Annotated in this window: 14 protein-coding genes and 1 pseudogene; 10 read left to right on the top strand and 5 right to left on the bottom strand. The window is 53.8% G+C overall.

Annotation, left to right across the window (positions count from 1 at the left end):
- Positions 1-58 precede the first annotated feature (58 nt).
- The 3 genes from KP80_RS04980 to cybB all read right to left on the bottom strand — a co-directional run bounded on the left by KP80_RS04980 (position 59) and on the right by cybB (position 1,885).
- The gene (locus tag KP80_RS04980; protein ID WP_052282484.1) at positions 59-415 is read right to left on the bottom strand and encodes a hypothetical protein; all 357 of its coding nucleotides are present in this window, start codon (positions 413-415) and stop codon (positions 59-61) included.
- 227 nt (positions 416-642) lie between these two features.
- Entirely contained in the window at positions 643-1,281 is a 639-nt protein-coding gene (gene leuE / locus KP80_RS04975) for a leucine efflux protein LeuE (protein ID WP_052282483.1), read from the bottom strand.
- A gap of 76 nt (positions 1,282-1,357) precedes the next feature.
- Positions 1,358-1,885 (bottom strand): cytochrome b561, encoded by a 528-nt coding sequence (gene cybB, locus KP80_RS04970; protein WP_052282485.1) that lies wholly within the window; start codon positions 1,883-1,885, stop codon positions 1,358-1,360.
- A gap of 223 nt (positions 1,886-2,108) precedes the next feature.
- On the opposite strand from cybB, the gene gap reads away from it, so the two are divergent.
- From gap to KP80_RS04955, 3 genes are all read left to right on the top strand, one after another.
- Positions 2,109-3,110 (top strand): type I glyceraldehyde-3-phosphate dehydrogenase, encoded by a 1,002-nt coding sequence (gap, locus tag KP80_RS04965; RefSeq protein WP_052282482.1) that lies wholly within the window; start codon positions 2,109-2,111, stop codon positions 3,108-3,110.
- A gap of 120 nt (positions 3,111-3,230) precedes the next feature.
- Entirely contained in the window at positions 3,231-4,007 is a 777-nt protein-coding gene (locus KP80_RS04960; protein WP_052282481.1) for an isocitrate lyase/PEP mutase family protein, read from the top strand.
- Positions 3,991-5,073, top strand: coding sequence for a bifunctional transcriptional activator/DNA repair enzyme AdaA (locus KP80_RS04955; RefSeq protein ID WP_052282480.1), 1,083 nt, complete (start codon positions 3,991-3,993; stop codon positions 5,071-5,073). The genes KP80_RS04960 and KP80_RS04955 overlap by 17 nt, the downstream gene beginning before the upstream one ends.
- A gap of 133 nt (positions 5,074-5,206) precedes the next feature.
- Here the strand turns inward: KP80_RS04955 and aldA are convergent.
- Positions 5,207-6,652, bottom strand: a pseudogene (gene aldA, locus KP80_RS04950) (aldehyde dehydrogenase).
- 224 nt (positions 6,653-6,876) lie between these two features.
- Between aldA and KP80_RS04945 the strand changes: the two are divergent.
- Positions 6,877-7,395 carry a hypothetical protein gene (locus KP80_RS04945; RefSeq protein ID WP_052282479.1) on the top strand — a complete coding sequence of 173 codons (519 nt, stop codon included), beginning with the start codon at positions 6,877-6,879 and terminating at the stop codon, positions 7,393-7,395.
- A gap of 32 nt (positions 7,396-7,427) precedes the next feature.
- Here the strand turns inward: KP80_RS04945 and KP80_RS04940 are convergent, their stop codons facing one another.
- Positions 7,428-8,222 carry a YdcF family protein gene (locus tag KP80_RS04940; RefSeq protein WP_052282478.1) on the bottom strand — a complete coding sequence of 265 codons (795 nt, stop codon included), beginning with the start codon at positions 8,220-8,222 and terminating at the stop codon, positions 7,428-7,430.
- Positions 8,223-8,580: 358 nt separating this feature from the next.
- Here KP80_RS04940 and KP80_RS04935 point away from each other — a divergent pair, with 358 nt between their 5' ends.
- From KP80_RS04935 to KP80_RS04910, 6 genes are all read left to right on the top strand, one after another.
- Positions 8,581-9,903 carry an MFS transporter gene (locus tag KP80_RS04935; RefSeq protein WP_052282477.1) on the top strand — a complete coding sequence of 441 codons (1,323 nt, stop codon included), beginning with the start codon at positions 8,581-8,583 and terminating at the stop codon, positions 9,901-9,903.
- Positions 9,904-10,053: 150 nt separating this feature from the next.
- Positions 10,054-10,485 (top strand): MarR family winged helix-turn-helix transcriptional regulator, encoded by a 432-nt coding sequence (locus KP80_RS04930; protein WP_052282476.1) that lies wholly within the window; start codon positions 10,054-10,056, stop codon positions 10,483-10,485.
- Positions 10,485-12,137 (top strand): MFS transporter, encoded by a 1,653-nt coding sequence (locus tag KP80_RS04925; protein WP_052282475.1) that lies wholly within the window; start codon positions 10,485-10,487, stop codon positions 12,135-12,137. The genes KP80_RS04930 and KP80_RS04925 overlap by 1 nt, the downstream gene beginning before the upstream one ends.
- 24 nt (positions 12,138-12,161) lie before the next feature.
- Positions 12,162-13,247, top strand: coding sequence for an HlyD family secretion protein (locus tag KP80_RS04920; protein WP_052282474.1), 1,086 nt, complete (start codon positions 12,162-12,164; stop codon positions 13,245-13,247).
- Complete coding sequence (locus KP80_RS04915; protein ID WP_052282473.1) at positions 13,244-14,620, top strand: efflux transporter outer membrane subunit; 1,377 nt, start codon at positions 13,244-13,246, stop codon at positions 14,618-14,620. Before KP80_RS04920 ends, KP80_RS04915 begins: the two co-directional genes overlap by 4 nt.
- A 21-nt stretch (positions 14,621-14,641) precedes the next feature.
- Positions 14,642-15,301: an O-methyltransferase gene (locus tag KP80_RS04910; protein WP_052282472.1), complete on the top strand. Its 660-nt coding sequence runs from the start codon at positions 14,642-14,644 to the stop codon at positions 15,299-15,301.
- The last annotated feature ends 95 nt before the right edge of the window (positions 15,302-15,396 follow it).

Here is a 15,396-nt window from a genome sequence, read left to right as displayed (position 1 = left end):
GTATCTCAATCTTAAATATACGGTGTTACGCCGCAGCGAGGTTTTCAGGAAGCGATAGTTATTTAGCGCCTGCGCAGCCTGGCAAGGTTTGGTCGAGGATCAGGTCACCTTCAACCGTCACCCCCATCTTACCGACGAGGAAGGAGTAGTTGTACTGGGTAACGACCACATCGGCCAATGCGACCGCACATTTATTTTGTTCAATCGCCAGATCCGCCGCCTCTTTGACGTTCGGCATACCCAGCGGGAAAAGAATCACGGGTTTACTGTCTTCTCCTTTTACCCGTACCCCTTTGACGAATTTATCACCATTCAGGTTGTAATTTTTGGTACTGGCGACCGTGAGGTCCGCCACCCGTTGTGCACAGCCAGAAAGTAACAGAGCACCAATAACAACCGCTGCGATTTTTTTCATTGCCTAAGTCCCTTATGGAAAAAAACGGACCTTAGCACCCCGAACATCCCTCGGGCATGGCAACGCGTGGCATCGCATGTCTTTTAGGAGTTTATAAATATCATTAATAATAATGGCGCTTTTGTAATTGATTAATGCTGGATGGGCTGAGAGTGCGCAGTAAGAAGCGATTAAGGAGACGGTGTAGAAAGAGCCGGTTAAGAACGGTGCTTAACCGGCTGTCGTGCTTATGACTGCAGGGTTGCTAATCGAGCGGCAAAGCCAACAAACACCAGCCCAATCAGGCTGTTGCCAATTTTGGCGAGCTTTTTACGTGTTTTCACGTAGCGCGTCACCAGCGATCCGGAAACAATCAGGAAGCTCAGGTAGGTAAAACTCACCAGCTCCAGAGTCAGCGCCAGAATAAAGAACGCCAGTCCAGGGGTTTTGGCATGCACATCGATAAACTGCACGAAGAACGACACATAGAACAGAATCGCTTTCGGGTTGGTCAGGCTCAGCGTCAGCGCACGTTTAAAGATGGCGTGCCCTGGCTCAGGTTCTTCTTCCTGACCGGCTGTTTTGCGTTTTAACGTGCTGTAGAGCATTTTCACACCCAGATACAACAGATAAATCGCCCCTAAATAGCGGACAATATTAAACAGCAGCGGCGTGGTTTTAATCAGCGTCGCAACGCCGGCAAAGGAGAGAGACATCAGGACCGCATCGCCAATAAATACCGCCAGCGCTGCCATATAGCCTTTACGAATACCGTGCGAGACGCCGGTCTTCAGCACGAAGAAGGTATTTGGCCCCGGCACCAGAATAATAAAGATGGCACCGAGTAAATAGGTCCAGTAATTCAGTACGCCAAAATCTGCGAACACCCTGTTCTCCTTCACACATACATAACAAAAATAGATGACGTATGGTAACGCAGAGACCAGGGAGTTGAAAGCCTTGTTAGCGCTTGCGCGGCATCATCCGCAGCAGCGTATTGTCCTTCCACCAATAGTGGTGTGCCAACGCCGCCAATGCGTGCAAACCAATCAACCAGTAACCGATGTTGGCCAGCAGAATGTGATACTGCTTTAGCGTATCCACAAGGTCAAAATTGCCCTCAGCAGCGTGCGGCATCACCAGGCCAAATGCCATCCATGGATTTCCCCGATTGTACATCATCACCAGACCAATCAGCGGCAAGGCGATAAACAGCAAATAGATGCACAGGTGTCCCAGATGAGCCATCCCGGTCATCATCGGTTTTGGTTTAGGGATGATCGGCGGTGCCGGGCGTTTTAAGCGGACCAGCAGGCGCGCTACCATCAGCACCAGAATGCTAATCCCGCAAGAAACATGCACCATATTGATAAGCGGCCGGTCACTACGAGGGAAAAATCCGCGTAATTCCATCGCCGCATAGGCCACCACCACCAGCAAGAACACCAGCCAGTGAATCGCTATTTGTAAGCGGGAATATTTATCGTTCATCGAGAAATGCCCTGGAAAATAACATAAAAGAGCAAAGTAACCGCGTTTCATTAAATATTCATTAACTTTTTCATATCGATACAAATTAATTGAGCAAAATGACATTGCCCTTCCCGGCGGGCTGGGCTAAGCCTGGACAGGTGAAATACATCATCCATAGTTATGTATCAGACGTTTTTTAAGTACGCGTAGGGGCAAGCCCTATCACTGACAGGAGTACACCATGAGTAAGATTGGCATTAACGGGTTTGGACGTATCGGCCGTCTGGTTCTGCGCCGTTTACTGGAAGTGTCCAGCAGTCACGAAGTGGTCGCGATTAACGATCTGACCTCCCCCAAAGTTCTGGCCTATTTATTGAAGTACGACTCTAACTACGGCCCCTTCCCGTGGAGCGTTGATTTCACCGATGATGCGCTGATCGTTAACGGCAAAACCATTAACGTGTATGCCGAAAAAGAGGCGAAAAACATTCCGTGGACGGCACAGGGTGCAGAAATCATCGTTGAGTGCACCGGTTTTTACACCTCGACCGATAAGTCTCAGGCTCACCTCGACGCCGGGGCGAAAAAAGTGCTGATCTCTGCCCCTGCCGGTGATATGAAAACGCTCGTGTTTAACGTTAACGACGATACCCTTAACGCCAGCGATAAAATTATTTCCGTTGCTTCCTGCACCACCAACTGCCTGGCACCGATGGCGAAAGCCCTCCACGACGCTTTCGGTATCCAGCTGGGAACGATGACTACTATTCACGCCTACACCGGTACGCAATCGCTGGTCGATGGTCCACGTGGTAAAGATCTTCGCGCCTCACGCGCCGCAGCCGAAAACATCATTCCGCACACGACCGGGGCGGCAAAAGCCATTGGTCTGGTGATCCCGGCACTGAGCGGCAAGCTGAAGGGTCACGCCCAGCGCGTACCGACCAAAACTGGCTCGGTCACCGAGTTGGTGTCTATCCTGAGCAAAAAAGTCACCGCCGACGAAGTCAATCAGGTGATGAAAAAAGCCGCGCACAATAACGAGTCCTTTGGCTATACCGAAGACGATATCGTCTCCTCGGATATTATCGGCAGCCACTTTGGTTCGGTGTTCGATGCCACCCAGACGGAAGTTAGCGAAGCCGGTGACCTGCAGCTGGTGAAAACTGTCTCCTGGTACGACAACGAGTACGGGTTTGTCACCCAGCTGATTCGCGTGCTGGAAAAATACGCCAAAATGTAAAACCGCCGCGGGGGAGTTCTCTCCCCCGAATTCCCGATAAAAAATGGTCGTCCAATTTTCGGTTGTGAGCACGCCGGCCGCCACGGCACACTCCGCTGGCACACACAACCGGAGAACATCATGAATTTTACCGAACTGCATTACCAATCCTTCCCACTGCTGCTGGCCAACGTCTGGGACGCCAGCAGCGCCCGCGCAGCTGAACGCGCCGGTTATCAGGCTCTGGGCACGTCAAGCGCCGCTATCGCTGCAATGCTGGGTTATGAAGATGGTGAAAGTCTCTCTTTTGATGAGCTGTATTACATCATACGCCGCATCCGTGCCGTAACGGCATTACCCATCAGCGTAGATATGGAATCAGGCTATGCCGATACCCCCGCTGGAATCGCTGACAATCTCCAGCAGCTCGCCTCTATTGGTATCGTCGGTGTCAATCTCGAAGATAGCCAGGTCAGCCACGGCGTACGCGTGCTAGAAGAGGCTGAACGGTTTGCCAGCCGACTTCAAGCGGTCCGCAAGGCGCTTGCGGAACGCCAGTGTTCCCTGTTTTTGAATGTGCGTAGCGATCCCTTTTTAATGGACCTGCCCAACGCCCGTGAGGAAACGCTGTTCCGCGCACAATGTTATGCCACACACGGCGCTGACGGTATTTTTGTTCCCTGCATCACTTCGCCTGAGGATATCGCGGCCATCGTAAAGCACGTTCCGTTACCGTTAAACGTCATGGCGATGCCGGGCCTGCCCGACTTTACGATGCTGGCTGAACTCGGCGTCCGACGCATTTCTATGGGGAACGCACTCCATTCCGTGGTACAAAATGACTTAAATATGCGACTGTTAACCGTCCGCCAACAGCAGTCCTTCGCTGGAGTTTTTGCCGATGAAGATCACCGATAACGCACAGTGTGACACCTGGTATCAGGCGCTTCTCGATCGCGCCGCGGAGTACACCGGCGTATTTTTTGTTGGCGTCAAAACCACCGGTGTTTTTTGTCTTTCAATTTGCCGGGCGCGTAAACCCAAGCGTGAAAACGTTGAATTTTTTGACTCGTTTAAATCCGCGCTGGATGCGGGATTTCGCCCGTGCAAAGTATGTCGCCCCACAGAGAATGCCTGCTCTGCACCGGATTATATTGAACACGCGCTTCAGTTGGTGAGGCTGACGCCGAAAGCCCGCGTCAGCGACAGCCAGTTGCGGGAGAATAATGTCAGCCCGGAGCGCGTGCGCCGTTGGTTTTTGCAGCATCACGGCATGACGTTTCAGGCCTTCCAGCGCATGCAACGTGTCAATGTTGCGCTGCAAGAGCTCAAGGCCGGACGCAGTGCCACCGACGTCGCGTTCGATAACGGTTATGAATCGCTCAGCGGTTTTGGTTATACCTGTAAAAAGCTGACTGGCCATTCACCGGTAGAACACCAACAAACGATTTTGATTCACCGCTTTACCACCCCGCTTGGCCCCATGTTCGTCTGTGCCACCGAGCGCGGTGTGTGCCTGTTGGAGTTTGTAGACCGCCGAATGCTGGAGACTGAATTCAGCGACCTGCAGCGTTTACTCCGCGCCCGCATCATCGCCGGTAGCAACGCCCATACCCGCCAGGCGGAGCGCGAAATAGGTGAGTATTTTGCTGGACACCGGCAGGCATTTACCCTTGCGCTCGATACGCCGGGCAGCGATTTCCAGCGTAGTGTCTGGCAAGCGTTGGAGCGACTTCCCTGCGGCCGCACCACTCATTATCAGGCCTTAGCTGAATCACTGAATAAACCCACCGCCGCCCGAGCGGTGGCAGCGGCGAACGGCGCGAATCGTATCGCCATCGTGATCCCTTGCCATCGCGTTATCGGCAAGGATGGCAGCATGACCGGTTATGGCGGCGGGGTGGCGCGTAAAGCCTGGCTGCTGGAGCATGAGAAAGCGCTCCTAACACCCCAACACGAATCGCTTATGTGTACTTCATCGTAGCGATTTGAATCGGTAGCTATGTATTGAAAATACGCAGGGGAAAACAGGCAGCGACGGCTGGGTCTTATAAAAGTAATGGGATTTAAAGAAACTGGCCGGAAGTCACGCGATATGTCATCCGGCCAATGTATTGCTAGCCTTGCGTTTGCAGATACACCATCTGCGTTTGCAGATATTCGTTCAGACCGTGCTTACCGTCTGCCCCGCCAATCCCGGATTTACGCCAGCCAGCATGGAAGCCCTGCATTGCTTCAAAGTGTTCGCGGTTAATATAGGTCTCGCCAAATTTCAGCCCACGGACAGCCTTCATCGCGAGATTAAGATCGCGAGTATAAATAGAGGAAGTCAGGCCATACTCGCTGTCGTTAGCCATCTTCAACGCCTCATCAAGGGTGTCAAACATGACCACCGGCAGCACTGGGCCAAAGGTCTCCTCGTGCATGATAGTCATCTCCTGGCGCACATCCAGCAGCAGCGTTGGCGGATAGAAATAGCCCGCACCGCCCACCGCTTTCCCGCCGAGCGCCACGCGCGCGCCCTGAGAAACAGCCTTGGCCACCTTTTGTTCTACGCGTTCCAGCGCAGCGGCATTAATCAATGGCCCCATCGCAATGTCATTACGCTGTGACGGGTCGCCAAATGCGACTGCCTTCATCGCTTCGCCTAATTTATTGACGAAACGGTCATAGATCCCTTTTTGTACATACAGACGCTCGGCGCAGTTACACACCTGCCCGGTATTGATTATGCGCGAATCCACCACTGCTTTTACCGCCAGTTCGAGGTCCGCATCATCAAGCACGATCGCCGGAGCTTTACCGCCAAGCTCAAGACAGACTTTGGTGATGTTTTTCGCAGCCGCCGCCATAATTTTCTCACCAGCTGCCACGCTGCCCGTCATACTCACCATCGCCACTTTCGGGTTGCCCGCCAGCTCCTGACCAACTGTTTCACCCCGTCCCAGCACCAGGTTAAAGACCCCTTTCGGCAGGCCGATATCATGAACAATCTCGGCAAACGCCACGGCATTGTTTGGGGTGAATTCACTTGGTTTAATGACGATAGTGTTGCCGGTAATCAGCGCGGGAGCCAGTTTGCGCGCTATCAGGAAGAACGGGAAATTTCACGGCAGGATGCCCGTCGTCACACCTAACGCGCGTTTAAAGACGAAGATGTTTTCACCCGGGCGATCGCTTTGCAGAATTTCACCTTCGTAGCGGCGCGCCCATTCAGCCATATACTCGATATAGTCGGCGGTGAACCCCACTTCCACTTCGGCCAGTTGCTGTATTTTGCCACCTTCGGCGACAATCATCTGGCTGATTTCCGACGCGCGCGCGCGGATCCCGGCAGCAATCTTACGCAGCCATCCCGCACGTTCAATCGCAGGCAGCGCCTCCCAGGCCGACTGAGCACGTTCGGCAGCATCGATAGCCAATCTTGCGTGTTCCGCATCGCCATCAGGGATACGGGAAAGGCACTCTTCCGTTGCCGGATTCACCACATCAATCCAGTTATTACCCTGCCAGCTAACAAACTGACCATCGATATACATCGGATGTTGCACGGTTGCCGTCATGACCTGCTCCTGTCTGTATGATGATTTAACAAGTAAAAACTTTGTTAAATACATATACAACTCAGCAACTTTTCCTACTATCTCAGTCCGTTTCTGTGAGGCATCTCATAAACAAAACCCTTGACCGGGAGCCTCGCGTCAAGACGCGGTTGAGACTTTGTTTACCACGATAAACGTATGATGGAGACAATTGTTTTTCATTTTTAGCATTACTGAGTTTTATCATGTGTAAATCCCTCATTTCATCAGCATTTGCCTCCGTCGTCGCGTTGACCGCGCCTTGCAATGCCGATGAAATTAACTTGTACTCCTTTAATACAGGGTCATTTGTTTATCATATGTCCGGCAATCACGGTCAATACAATGAAAAATTCAACAATGATTTTTTCTCGGTTGAACGGAAGTTTTCGGCAGACTCAAAGTACAGCGTGCTGGTCGGTACGATGAAAAACAGCTTCGCCGACCGCTGCCTGACGCTGGGCGTGCGTCGTGATTGGCTGAACAGCCAGACAGGATGGACGTTTAAGGGCATTTACGCCTATACCGGCGAATTTTTCTTTGATGCATTTAGCCACTGTGGTGACGAAGGGACCTACCGCACGGCGAAGAAAATCACCGGCATCGGCTTCTCTCCCTACATTTATCACGGCCTGCAATATAACTTCACCGACTATTTTGGCGTGGAGAGCGGAATTATTTTACCGTCGATCTTTGTCGTTAGCATGCAGTGGAGCTTCCGCTAAGCGAGCCACTTGATGTGGCCCGTCAACGGTCGCTAACCGAGATTACGGCTATTCAGCGCCTGCTTCAGAAGCGGCTCGGCGGCCAGATACTGCCAGGCGGCGTCTATATCGTCGGGGATATCAACGTGGGCAATAAAGTCTTTCCCGCGGGGGCCGTAGCCCTGGGCGTTATCACGCAGACGCGGTAGTTCACCCATTATCAGCGACAGATAGCGAACAACCGGCCATAGCCCCTCTGCGGGCTGCTGCCAGGTCACCCCTTCCGGCGCATTGATCAGTACCGGAACATAGCCCGGATAGCTGATCCACCTAGGTGACGCCGTCACATCTTGCCAAACCCGAGAAAAGGTCGCCATCGTGCGCCGCTGCATGGTCGGGTCCTGCACTAACGTCGCGCTCTGAGCCTGAATGCCGTGATCTTCCATAATCCGACGGGTAAACCATGCATTCTCACCGCAGTTGGTCGACTGGTCTTCAATCACGATACGCTCGCGCGGGATGTGCCAGAAACGATAGGCGATCTCTGCCAACAGCGTCGCCTCAGGCTGGCCGTTTACCGTAATGTGTCGATAATCCGCGTGCTGTGCCATCGCATCGTATAAATATGAAGTGGAATGCCCCACGCCGCCGCAGATTAACAGCGTGCCGCCGCTCAATGTCGCTAGCCGACAGGCGGCATCCACCGTTGGCATGACGGCATTACCCGCCAACACCACCAGCTGCGCATCGGCAACACTCGGTTGCCCTGCGACATCGTCCTGCGCCAACCAGCCCCCCAAACGGTTGGCTGCCGCCAGCGTCGCTTCGGGTAAACATAACAAGCTCATGGTTTCTCTACGCTCCTTTTGCGTAAGCTCTATAGGGTAATCATCGCCTTCACCCCATCGATTTGTAACAGTTTTGAAATAACCAGAAACGTCTAAAAACAATGCGGTTGCACCTGAATATTTCACTACCAGACCACACTAACTCAGAATTTAATTCCAATATAATAAATAATTTCAGTGATGAAAAATTGAATCCGGCATTATTTTTGCTCACAAATTTCAACACCACGCTTGCCAAAGATAACGTGCATATCTAAGTTGCTTAACATTCAAGCAACCTTTTTCACAATTCAGGTTGCACCATTTCACCCCAAAGGTGACACCTGATTTTAACCCAATGTGGCGGGAGTTATTCTTCATGACAATACAAGAAAGCAGCACCACGATCCTGAAAAAGAATAAAAGGGTCCTGATCGCGAGTCTGACGGGCAGTTCCATTGAATGGTTTGACTATTTTCTTTACGGCACAGCTGCCGCATTGGTGTTCAACAAAATCTTTTTCCCGATGGTTGACCCGGTTATCGGTCTGATTCTCTCCTACCTTTCCTTCTCATTGACCTTCTTTATTCGCCCCATTGGCGGGGTGATTTTCGCCCACATTGGTGACCGAATCGGCCGTAAAAAGACTCTGGTTTTGACCCTGTCGCTGATGGGAACCGCGACCGTGATGATAGGCCTGCTGCCAACCTACGATCAAATTGGTATCTGGGCACCGATCCTGCTCATTCTGATGCGTATTATTCAGGGTATTGGCATCGGCGGCGAATGGGGCGGCGCACTGCTTCTGGCCTATGAATACGCGCCTGAGAAGCGCAAAGGCTTCTTCGGGAGCATCCCACAGGCGGGCGTCACCATCGGTATGCTGATGGCGACTTTTATCGTGTCGCTGATGACGCTGTTCAGCGAAGAGCAGTTCCTCTCCTGGGGCTGGCGTATCCCGTTCCTGATGAGTGCCGCGCTGGTGCTGATTGGCCTGTGGATCCGTAAAGATATCGATGAAACGCCTGATTTCAAGAAGGTCAAAGAATCCGGTCAGGTCGCCAAAGCGCCGCTGCGTGAAACCTTGAAACACCACTGGCGTGAAGTGATCATCGCAGCCGGTCTGAAAGTGGTCGAAACCGCGCCATTCTATATTTTCTCCACCTTCGTGGTCAGCTATGCCACCACCACGCTGGCGTATCAAAAATCACAGGTGCTGGAAGCGGTAACCCTGGGGGCGCTGGTTGCTACCGTAATGATCCCGCTTATGGGCCTGCTGTCGGATAAAATTGGCCGCCAGCGCATGTATGCACTCAGCGTTGCGCTGCTGGGACTGTTTATTGTGCCATGGTTTATGCTGCTGGATACCGGTGAAACCTGGGCGATTATGCTCGCCACGGTGGTGATGTTTGGCATTCTGTGGTCACCGATTACCGCCGTACTCGGAACGCTGTGCTCGGAGATTTTCAGCGCTAACGTCCGCTATACCGGAATTACCCTAGGCTATCAGATTGGTGCGGCGCTGGCGGGGGGTACCGCCCCGCTTATCGCCACCGGCCTGCTGGCGAAATATGACGGCGACTGGGTTCCGGTAGCCTGGTATCTTGGTGCTACCGTGGCGATTTCACTGACGGCGATTTTCTTTGCCAGCCGCAGTAAACGTCAGCCCGCTGTCGTTAACGCACAAACCAGCCAAATTTAAGCATCCAGCCCGGCTTCACTTCATGAGGCCGGGCAATTTGTTCATGTAAACCGTTCCTCTCAGATAACACTTATTTTTCATATTCACTTGAATTATGGTTTCCGCCGAACGTAAACTCATTAGAGCTCTAATGATTATGAATACTTCGCCATGGATAACCGACAGCTTAATTTCTCTCACCTTCTCTATCTCACCGCCCACCACTGGCGGCTGGCCGTTAATCGACGGCTGAAGGATCTTGGCATGAGCCAGGCCACCTGGGTTGCCGTGGCGGCGATAGCCCGTAACGAACAACCGCTTTCGCAAATCGAACTGGCGCAAGAGCTAGGTGTCGAAAGTGCGACCGTCGTGCCATTGATTAATAAACTGGTGGATTTAGGGTTAGTCGAACGCGTGCTCACCGAGCGCGACAAGCGTAAACGTCTGCTGGTCGCGACGGAAAAAGGCCTCGAACTGTTTCATCAGGTGAAAGCAGTTGCCGATGAGCTGCGCGAAGAGATCCTCACCGTGATTACCCCCGAAGAGCAGGAACAAACCTACGAAGTGCTGTTAAAACTCCTGCGCGAAGTGGAGAAGAAATAATGTCGCCTCCGCGTCGCGATCCCTATGCTCCCCACGACTGGGCACCGCACGAGAAGCCGGCGATTCTCGGTTCGCCATCAACGCCTATTCATCGGCCTGCAAAACGTGTTGCCTACGGCATCGTTGGTTTACTGGTATGCCTGACCGGTGCGTTGGGCAACGCGGTGGTTACCGCTAACCTGCAAAACTTACAGGGGTCATTCGCCGCCTGGTCGACAGAAATTGCCTGGCTGCCAGCTGTGTACGTGATGACCAACGTCTCCATCAACCTGCTGCTGGTGAAATTCCGCCAGCAGTTTGGTCTGCGGGCGTTTACCGAAGGTTTCCTGGTGCTGTATGTGCTGGTGACCTTTTTCCATCTCTTCGTCAACGATCTCAATTCAGCGCTAATGGTACGTGCCGCGCACGGCATGGTGGCGGCCGCGCTCAGTTCACTGGGGATTTACTACCAGGTCCAGGCGTGGCCAGCAAAACATCGATTGAAAGCGCTGACCATTGGGATTACCGGTTCATCACTGGCGATCCCGCTTGCTCGGCTCTTCTCCACTGAGCTGCTGCAAATTGATGAATGGCGCGGGCTTTATTTCTTTGAACTCGGTCTGGCGCTGGTGTCGCTAGCCTGCGTCATCGCTCTCAAGCTGCCGCCAAGCGATCGCAAGAAAGTCTTTGAGAAGAAGGACTTTATCACCTTTATTCTGCTGGCCCCTGGCATGGGCCTTATCTGCGCGGTGCTTTCGTTAGGCCGCCTGGACTGGTGGTTTGAAGCGCCGTGGATTGGCTGGTCGCTAGCCGCTGCGGTAGTACTCATCATCAGCGCTATTATTTTTGAACATAACCGCAGTAATCCACTGCTCAATACGCGCTGGCTCTCCAGTGGTAGTATTCTGCGACTGGGATTAATCATGGTGCTGATCCGTATCGTACTGGCGGAACAGAATACTGGCGTCATCGGCTGGCTGCAGTTCGTCGGGTTGCAGAACGAACAGATGACGTCGCTGGCATGGTCTATTTTCGCCGGAATTCTCTGCGGAATCATTGCCAGTTGCCTGACGCTTAACCCCACGCGCCTCTACTGGCCCACCGCCACTGCGCTGGCGCTGATTATGATTGCCTCACTGCTCGACAGCCAGTCCACCAGTATCACCCGCCCGGATCAGTTGATGCTCAGTCAATTCCTGCTCGGTTTTGGCAGTGCCTTCTTCCTTGCCCCGGCAATGCTTGCCGGTATCGGCGGTGTGATTGCCGACCAGCGTAACCTGGTCAGCTTCTCGGTGCTGTTTGGCATGAGCCAAAATATCGGCGGGCTGCTCGGCTCCGCCATTCTCGGCACGTTCCAGACCTGGCGGGAGAAGTTTCACTCCAGCCAGCTTGCCGACCAGATAACGACGTTAAACCCGCTGATAAACGACCGTTTGCAACAATATATTCAGCAGTATCAAAGCCAGATTGGCGATAGCGCGCTGCTCAATGTTCAGGCCAACACCCTGTTACAAACCGCCTCAACGCTTGAGGCCAATATTCTCGCCTACAATGACACCTATCTGCTCACCGCGGCCATCTCCGCCGCGACGCTGGTATGGGTCTTCTGGCGATTATTAAGACTGCGTATTACCGCTCATATTGCGCTCAAACGCGCAACGGGCAGCAAATAACAACAAGAGAGATCTGGAGTCGTTATGAGTCAGCAGGATGCGGCCAAGCAACAGGCCAACACCCGCAATAATATCCGCGTGGTATCGATTTTTACCACCGCGGCCATCGGCCTGGTCGGCGTATTGGTGATCCTATACGCCTGGCAGCTACCGCCATTTACCCGCCACAGCCAGTTTACCGACAACGCCTACGTACGCGGGCAGACCACTTTTATTAGTCCGCAGGTGAGCGGTTACGTGACGGGGGTGAACGTACAGGATTTCAACCAGGTCAAAAAAGGCCAGCTGCTGTTCCAGATAGACGACCGAATCTATAAGCAGCGTGTCCATCAGGCGCAGGCGCAGCTGGCCATGAAAGAAGCGGCGTTGAAAAATAACCTCCAGCAGCGTAAAAGCGCCGAGGCGGTCATCGCCCGTAACGACGCCGCGTTGCAGAATGCACGCGCCCAGAACCTGAAAACCCAGGCGGATTTAAAACGCGTGCAGGAGCTGACCGCCGACGGTTCATTGTCAATTCGCGAGCGGGATTCTGCTCGCGCCAGCGCCGCCCAAGGGAATGCCGATATTGAACAGGCGAAAGCGACGCTTGAGATGTCGCGCCAGGACCTGCAATCCACCATCGTCAATCGCGACTCGCTGCAAGCCGATGTGACCAATGCCAAAGCGGCGCTGGAACTGGCGGAAATCGATCTGCAAAACACGCGAATTATCGCCCCTACCGACGGCCAGCTTGGGCAAATTTCGGTTCGTCTTGGTGCTTACGTCACCGCCGGGACGCACCTTACGCCGCTGGTGCCGCCGCAGCATTGGGTTATTGCCAACCTGAAAGAAACCCAGCTTGCCACCGTGCGTGTGGGACAGGCGGTCACCTTTAGCGTCGATGCGCTCAACAGCGAAAAATTCCGCGGTACCGTGCAAAGTATTTCGCCGGCGACCGGCGTGGAGTTCAGCGCTATCTCGCCGGACAACGCCACCGGGAACTTTGTTAAGATTGCCCAACGCATTCCGGTACGCATAGCCGTAGACGAGGGGCAACAAAACGCCCAGCGCCTGCGCCCGGGGATGTCGGTACAGGTGACCATTGATACTCGCGCGGAGGCGAAGCCATGATCCGCCCCGTCGCCCTCGCCCTTACCCTTACGCTGATTGGCTGCCAGTCGGCAGATATTCCGCGCGCTAACCCGACGCTTGCCATTCCCGTCGCCTGGCGTGCCGACGTGGGCCCTGCTAGTGCTGTTGAAGGGGTATGGTGGCGAAATTTCCACGACAGCGCGCTCAATCAATATGTTGACCTGGCGCTGCGTCATAACAGCGATGTGTTGATTGCCCGTGAACGCGTCAATGAATATCAGGCGCGGGTTTACGCCGCCGATGGCAGTCTGTTTCCAACACTCGACGTGGGGCTAACCGGCACCCGTGCACGCGCGCAGTCAGCCGCTACCGGCCTGCCGATTCACAGTACGGTATATAAAGGCGGTTTAACTGCCAGCTACGATGTCGATTTATGGGGCGCCAACCGCAGCGCTGCGGATGCCGCGCAGGCCAGCCTTGAGGCGCAAAAAGCCGCTGCTGCTGCCGCGAATCTGACCGTGGCCACCTCGGTCTCGGTCGGCTACATCACCCTGTTGTCACTGGATCAGCAGCTTCATGTCACCGAGCAAACGTTGAAATCCCGGGAAGATGCCTACAAGCTGGCAAAACGCCAGTTTGAAACCGGCTACACCTCGCGTCTGGAACTAATGCAAGCCGACTCCGAGCTACGTTCCACACGCGCGCAGGTGCCGCTGCTGCGTCATCAGGTTGCGCAGCAGGAAAATGCCCTGAGCCTACTGCTGGGCCAAAATCCTGGCGCCATCAAACGCCATGAATTTGATCGACTCACGCCGCTCACGCTGCCATCCCAATTGCCGTCAACCTTGCTTAACCGACGCCCGGACATTGTGCAGGCGCAGCGTCAGCTCGTTGCCGCCGATGCCACGCTTGCCTCATCACAGGCAAAGTTGCTGCCGTCAATTAATCTCACCGCCACCGGCAGCTATCAGGACCGGACGCTGCCAGATCTGCTCGATAACCCGCTGCGTTTATGGAGCCTGGGCGGCAGTATCCTTGCCCCTCTGCTTAACCGTCAGGCGCTGAATGCGCAGGTGGATGTATCGATGGCACAGCGCAACCAGGCGCTCTACGGTTATGAAAAAACGGTGCGCAGCGCTTTCAAAGAGGTGAATGATAGTCTCGATGCCATCACCCGCTACGGTGAACAGCTCGCGGAGCTCGAGGGACAAGAAGAGGTCGCGCAGGAAACGTTGCGCATTGCTCAGAATCGCTATCGCAACGGCTACTCTTCCTACCTTGATGTGCTGGATGCCCAGCGCACCTTGTTCTCCACGCAAATTAGCGTCGTGCAGGTCAAAAATAATCTGCTGCTGTCGCAGATAGATCTTTACCGGTCGCTAGGAGGCGGCTGGTCTTCGCTGTCAGGCTGACAAATCCATTAGGGTGTCGCTATGCAAAAACAGTGGTCTGAAGTTGATAATTATTTGATAGAAAATTTAATGCCTGATGATCCGCTCTTGTCTCAGGTGCTGGAAAATAATCACCGCGCCGGCCTACCGGCGCACGATGTCGCCGCCAATCAGGGGCAGCTGCTGGCGCTGTTTGTGCGGATGGTTGGGGCAAAATCCATTCTCGAAATCGGCACGCTTGGCGCCTACAGCACCATCTGGATGGCGCGCGAGCTGCCTGCAAAGGGCCGACTGGTGACGCTGGAAGCCGATCCACGGCACGCGCAGGTGGCGCGGGAAAACATCCAGCTCGCCGGTCTTACCGACCGCGTCACGCTTCATGAAGGTCCGGCGCTCGATTCACTGGCTAAACTGGAATCCGATGCCCCTTTCGACCTAATTTTTATCGATGCTGACAAACCTAATAATCCCTATTACCTGCAATGGGCGTTGAAATACGCCCGTCCCGGCACGTTAATTATTGGCGATAACGTGGTTCGCGACGGTGAAGTGGCTAACCCTCATAGCACCGATGAACGCGTACTTGGCGTTCGGCGGTTTATTGAGATGATGCATAACGATCCGCGCCTGACGGCGACCGCGTTACAAACGGTCGGCATTAAGGGGTGGGATGGGTTTACGCTGGCGTGGGTGAATGGTTAATAGGCGCACGATGACAGGGTGAGGGTAAGGGTAAGGGTAAGGGTAAGGGTAAGGGTAAGGGTAACGTAGCGTAATATGGCGCAAAATTCCGTTCA

The sequence above is a fragment of the Kluyvera genomosp. 1 genome, from assembly GCF_001266615.1.
GTDB classification, from domain to species: Bacteria; Pseudomonadota; Gammaproteobacteria; order Enterobacterales; family Enterobacteriaceae; genus Kluyvera; species Kluyvera cryocrescens_A.
This window is presented reverse-complemented; position numbering and strand designations above follow the sequence as displayed.

What these genes read in the sequence shown, in the direction of transcription:
- KP80_RS04955 (WP_052282480.1), top strand. Translation starts at nt 3,991, where the DNA reads ATGAAGATCACCGATAACGCACAGTGTGACACCTGGTATCAGGCGCTT.
- KP80_RS04980 (WP_052282484.1), bottom strand. Translation starts at nt 415, where the DNA reads ATGAAAAAAATCGCAGCGGTTGTTATTGGTGCTCTGTTACTTTCTGGC.
- KP80_RS04930 (WP_052282476.1), top strand. Translation starts at nt 10,054, where the DNA reads ATGGATAACCGACAGCTTAATTTCTCTCACCTTCTCTATCTCACCGCC.
- KP80_RS04920 (WP_052282474.1), top strand. Translation starts at nt 12,162, where the DNA reads ATGAGTCAGCAGGATGCGGCCAAGCAACAGGCCAACACCCGCAATAAT.
- KP80_RS04940 (WP_052282478.1), bottom strand. Translation starts at nt 8,222, where the DNA reads ATGAGCTTGTTATGTTTACCCGAAGCGACGCTGGCGGCAGCCAACCGT.
- KP80_RS04910 (WP_052282472.1), top strand. Translation starts at nt 14,642, where the DNA reads ATGCAAAAACAGTGGTCTGAAGTTGATAATTATTTGATAGAAAATTTA.
- KP80_RS04915 (WP_052282473.1), top strand. Translation starts at nt 13,244, where the DNA reads ATGATCCGCCCCGTCGCCCTCGCCCTTACCCTTACGCTGATTGGCTGC.
- KP80_RS04945 (WP_052282479.1), top strand. Translation starts at nt 6,877, where the DNA reads ATGTGTAAATCCCTCATTTCATCAGCATTTGCCTCCGTCGTCGCGTTG.
- KP80_RS04960 (WP_052282481.1), top strand. Translation starts at nt 3,231, where the DNA reads ATGAATTTTACCGAACTGCATTACCAATCCTTCCCACTGCTGCTGGCC.
- gap (WP_052282482.1), top strand. Translation starts at nt 2,109, where the DNA reads ATGAGTAAGATTGGCATTAACGGGTTTGGACGTATCGGCCGTCTGGTT.
- cybB (WP_052282485.1), bottom strand. Translation starts at nt 1,885, where the DNA reads ATGAACGATAAATATTCCCGCTTACAAATAGCGATTCACTGGCTGGTG.
- KP80_RS04925 (WP_052282475.1), top strand. Translation starts at nt 10,485, where the DNA reads ATGTCGCCTCCGCGTCGCGATCCCTATGCTCCCCACGACTGGGCACCG.
- KP80_RS04935 (WP_052282477.1), top strand. Translation starts at nt 8,581, where the DNA reads ATGACAATACAAGAAAGCAGCACCACGATCCTGAAAAAGAATAAAAGG.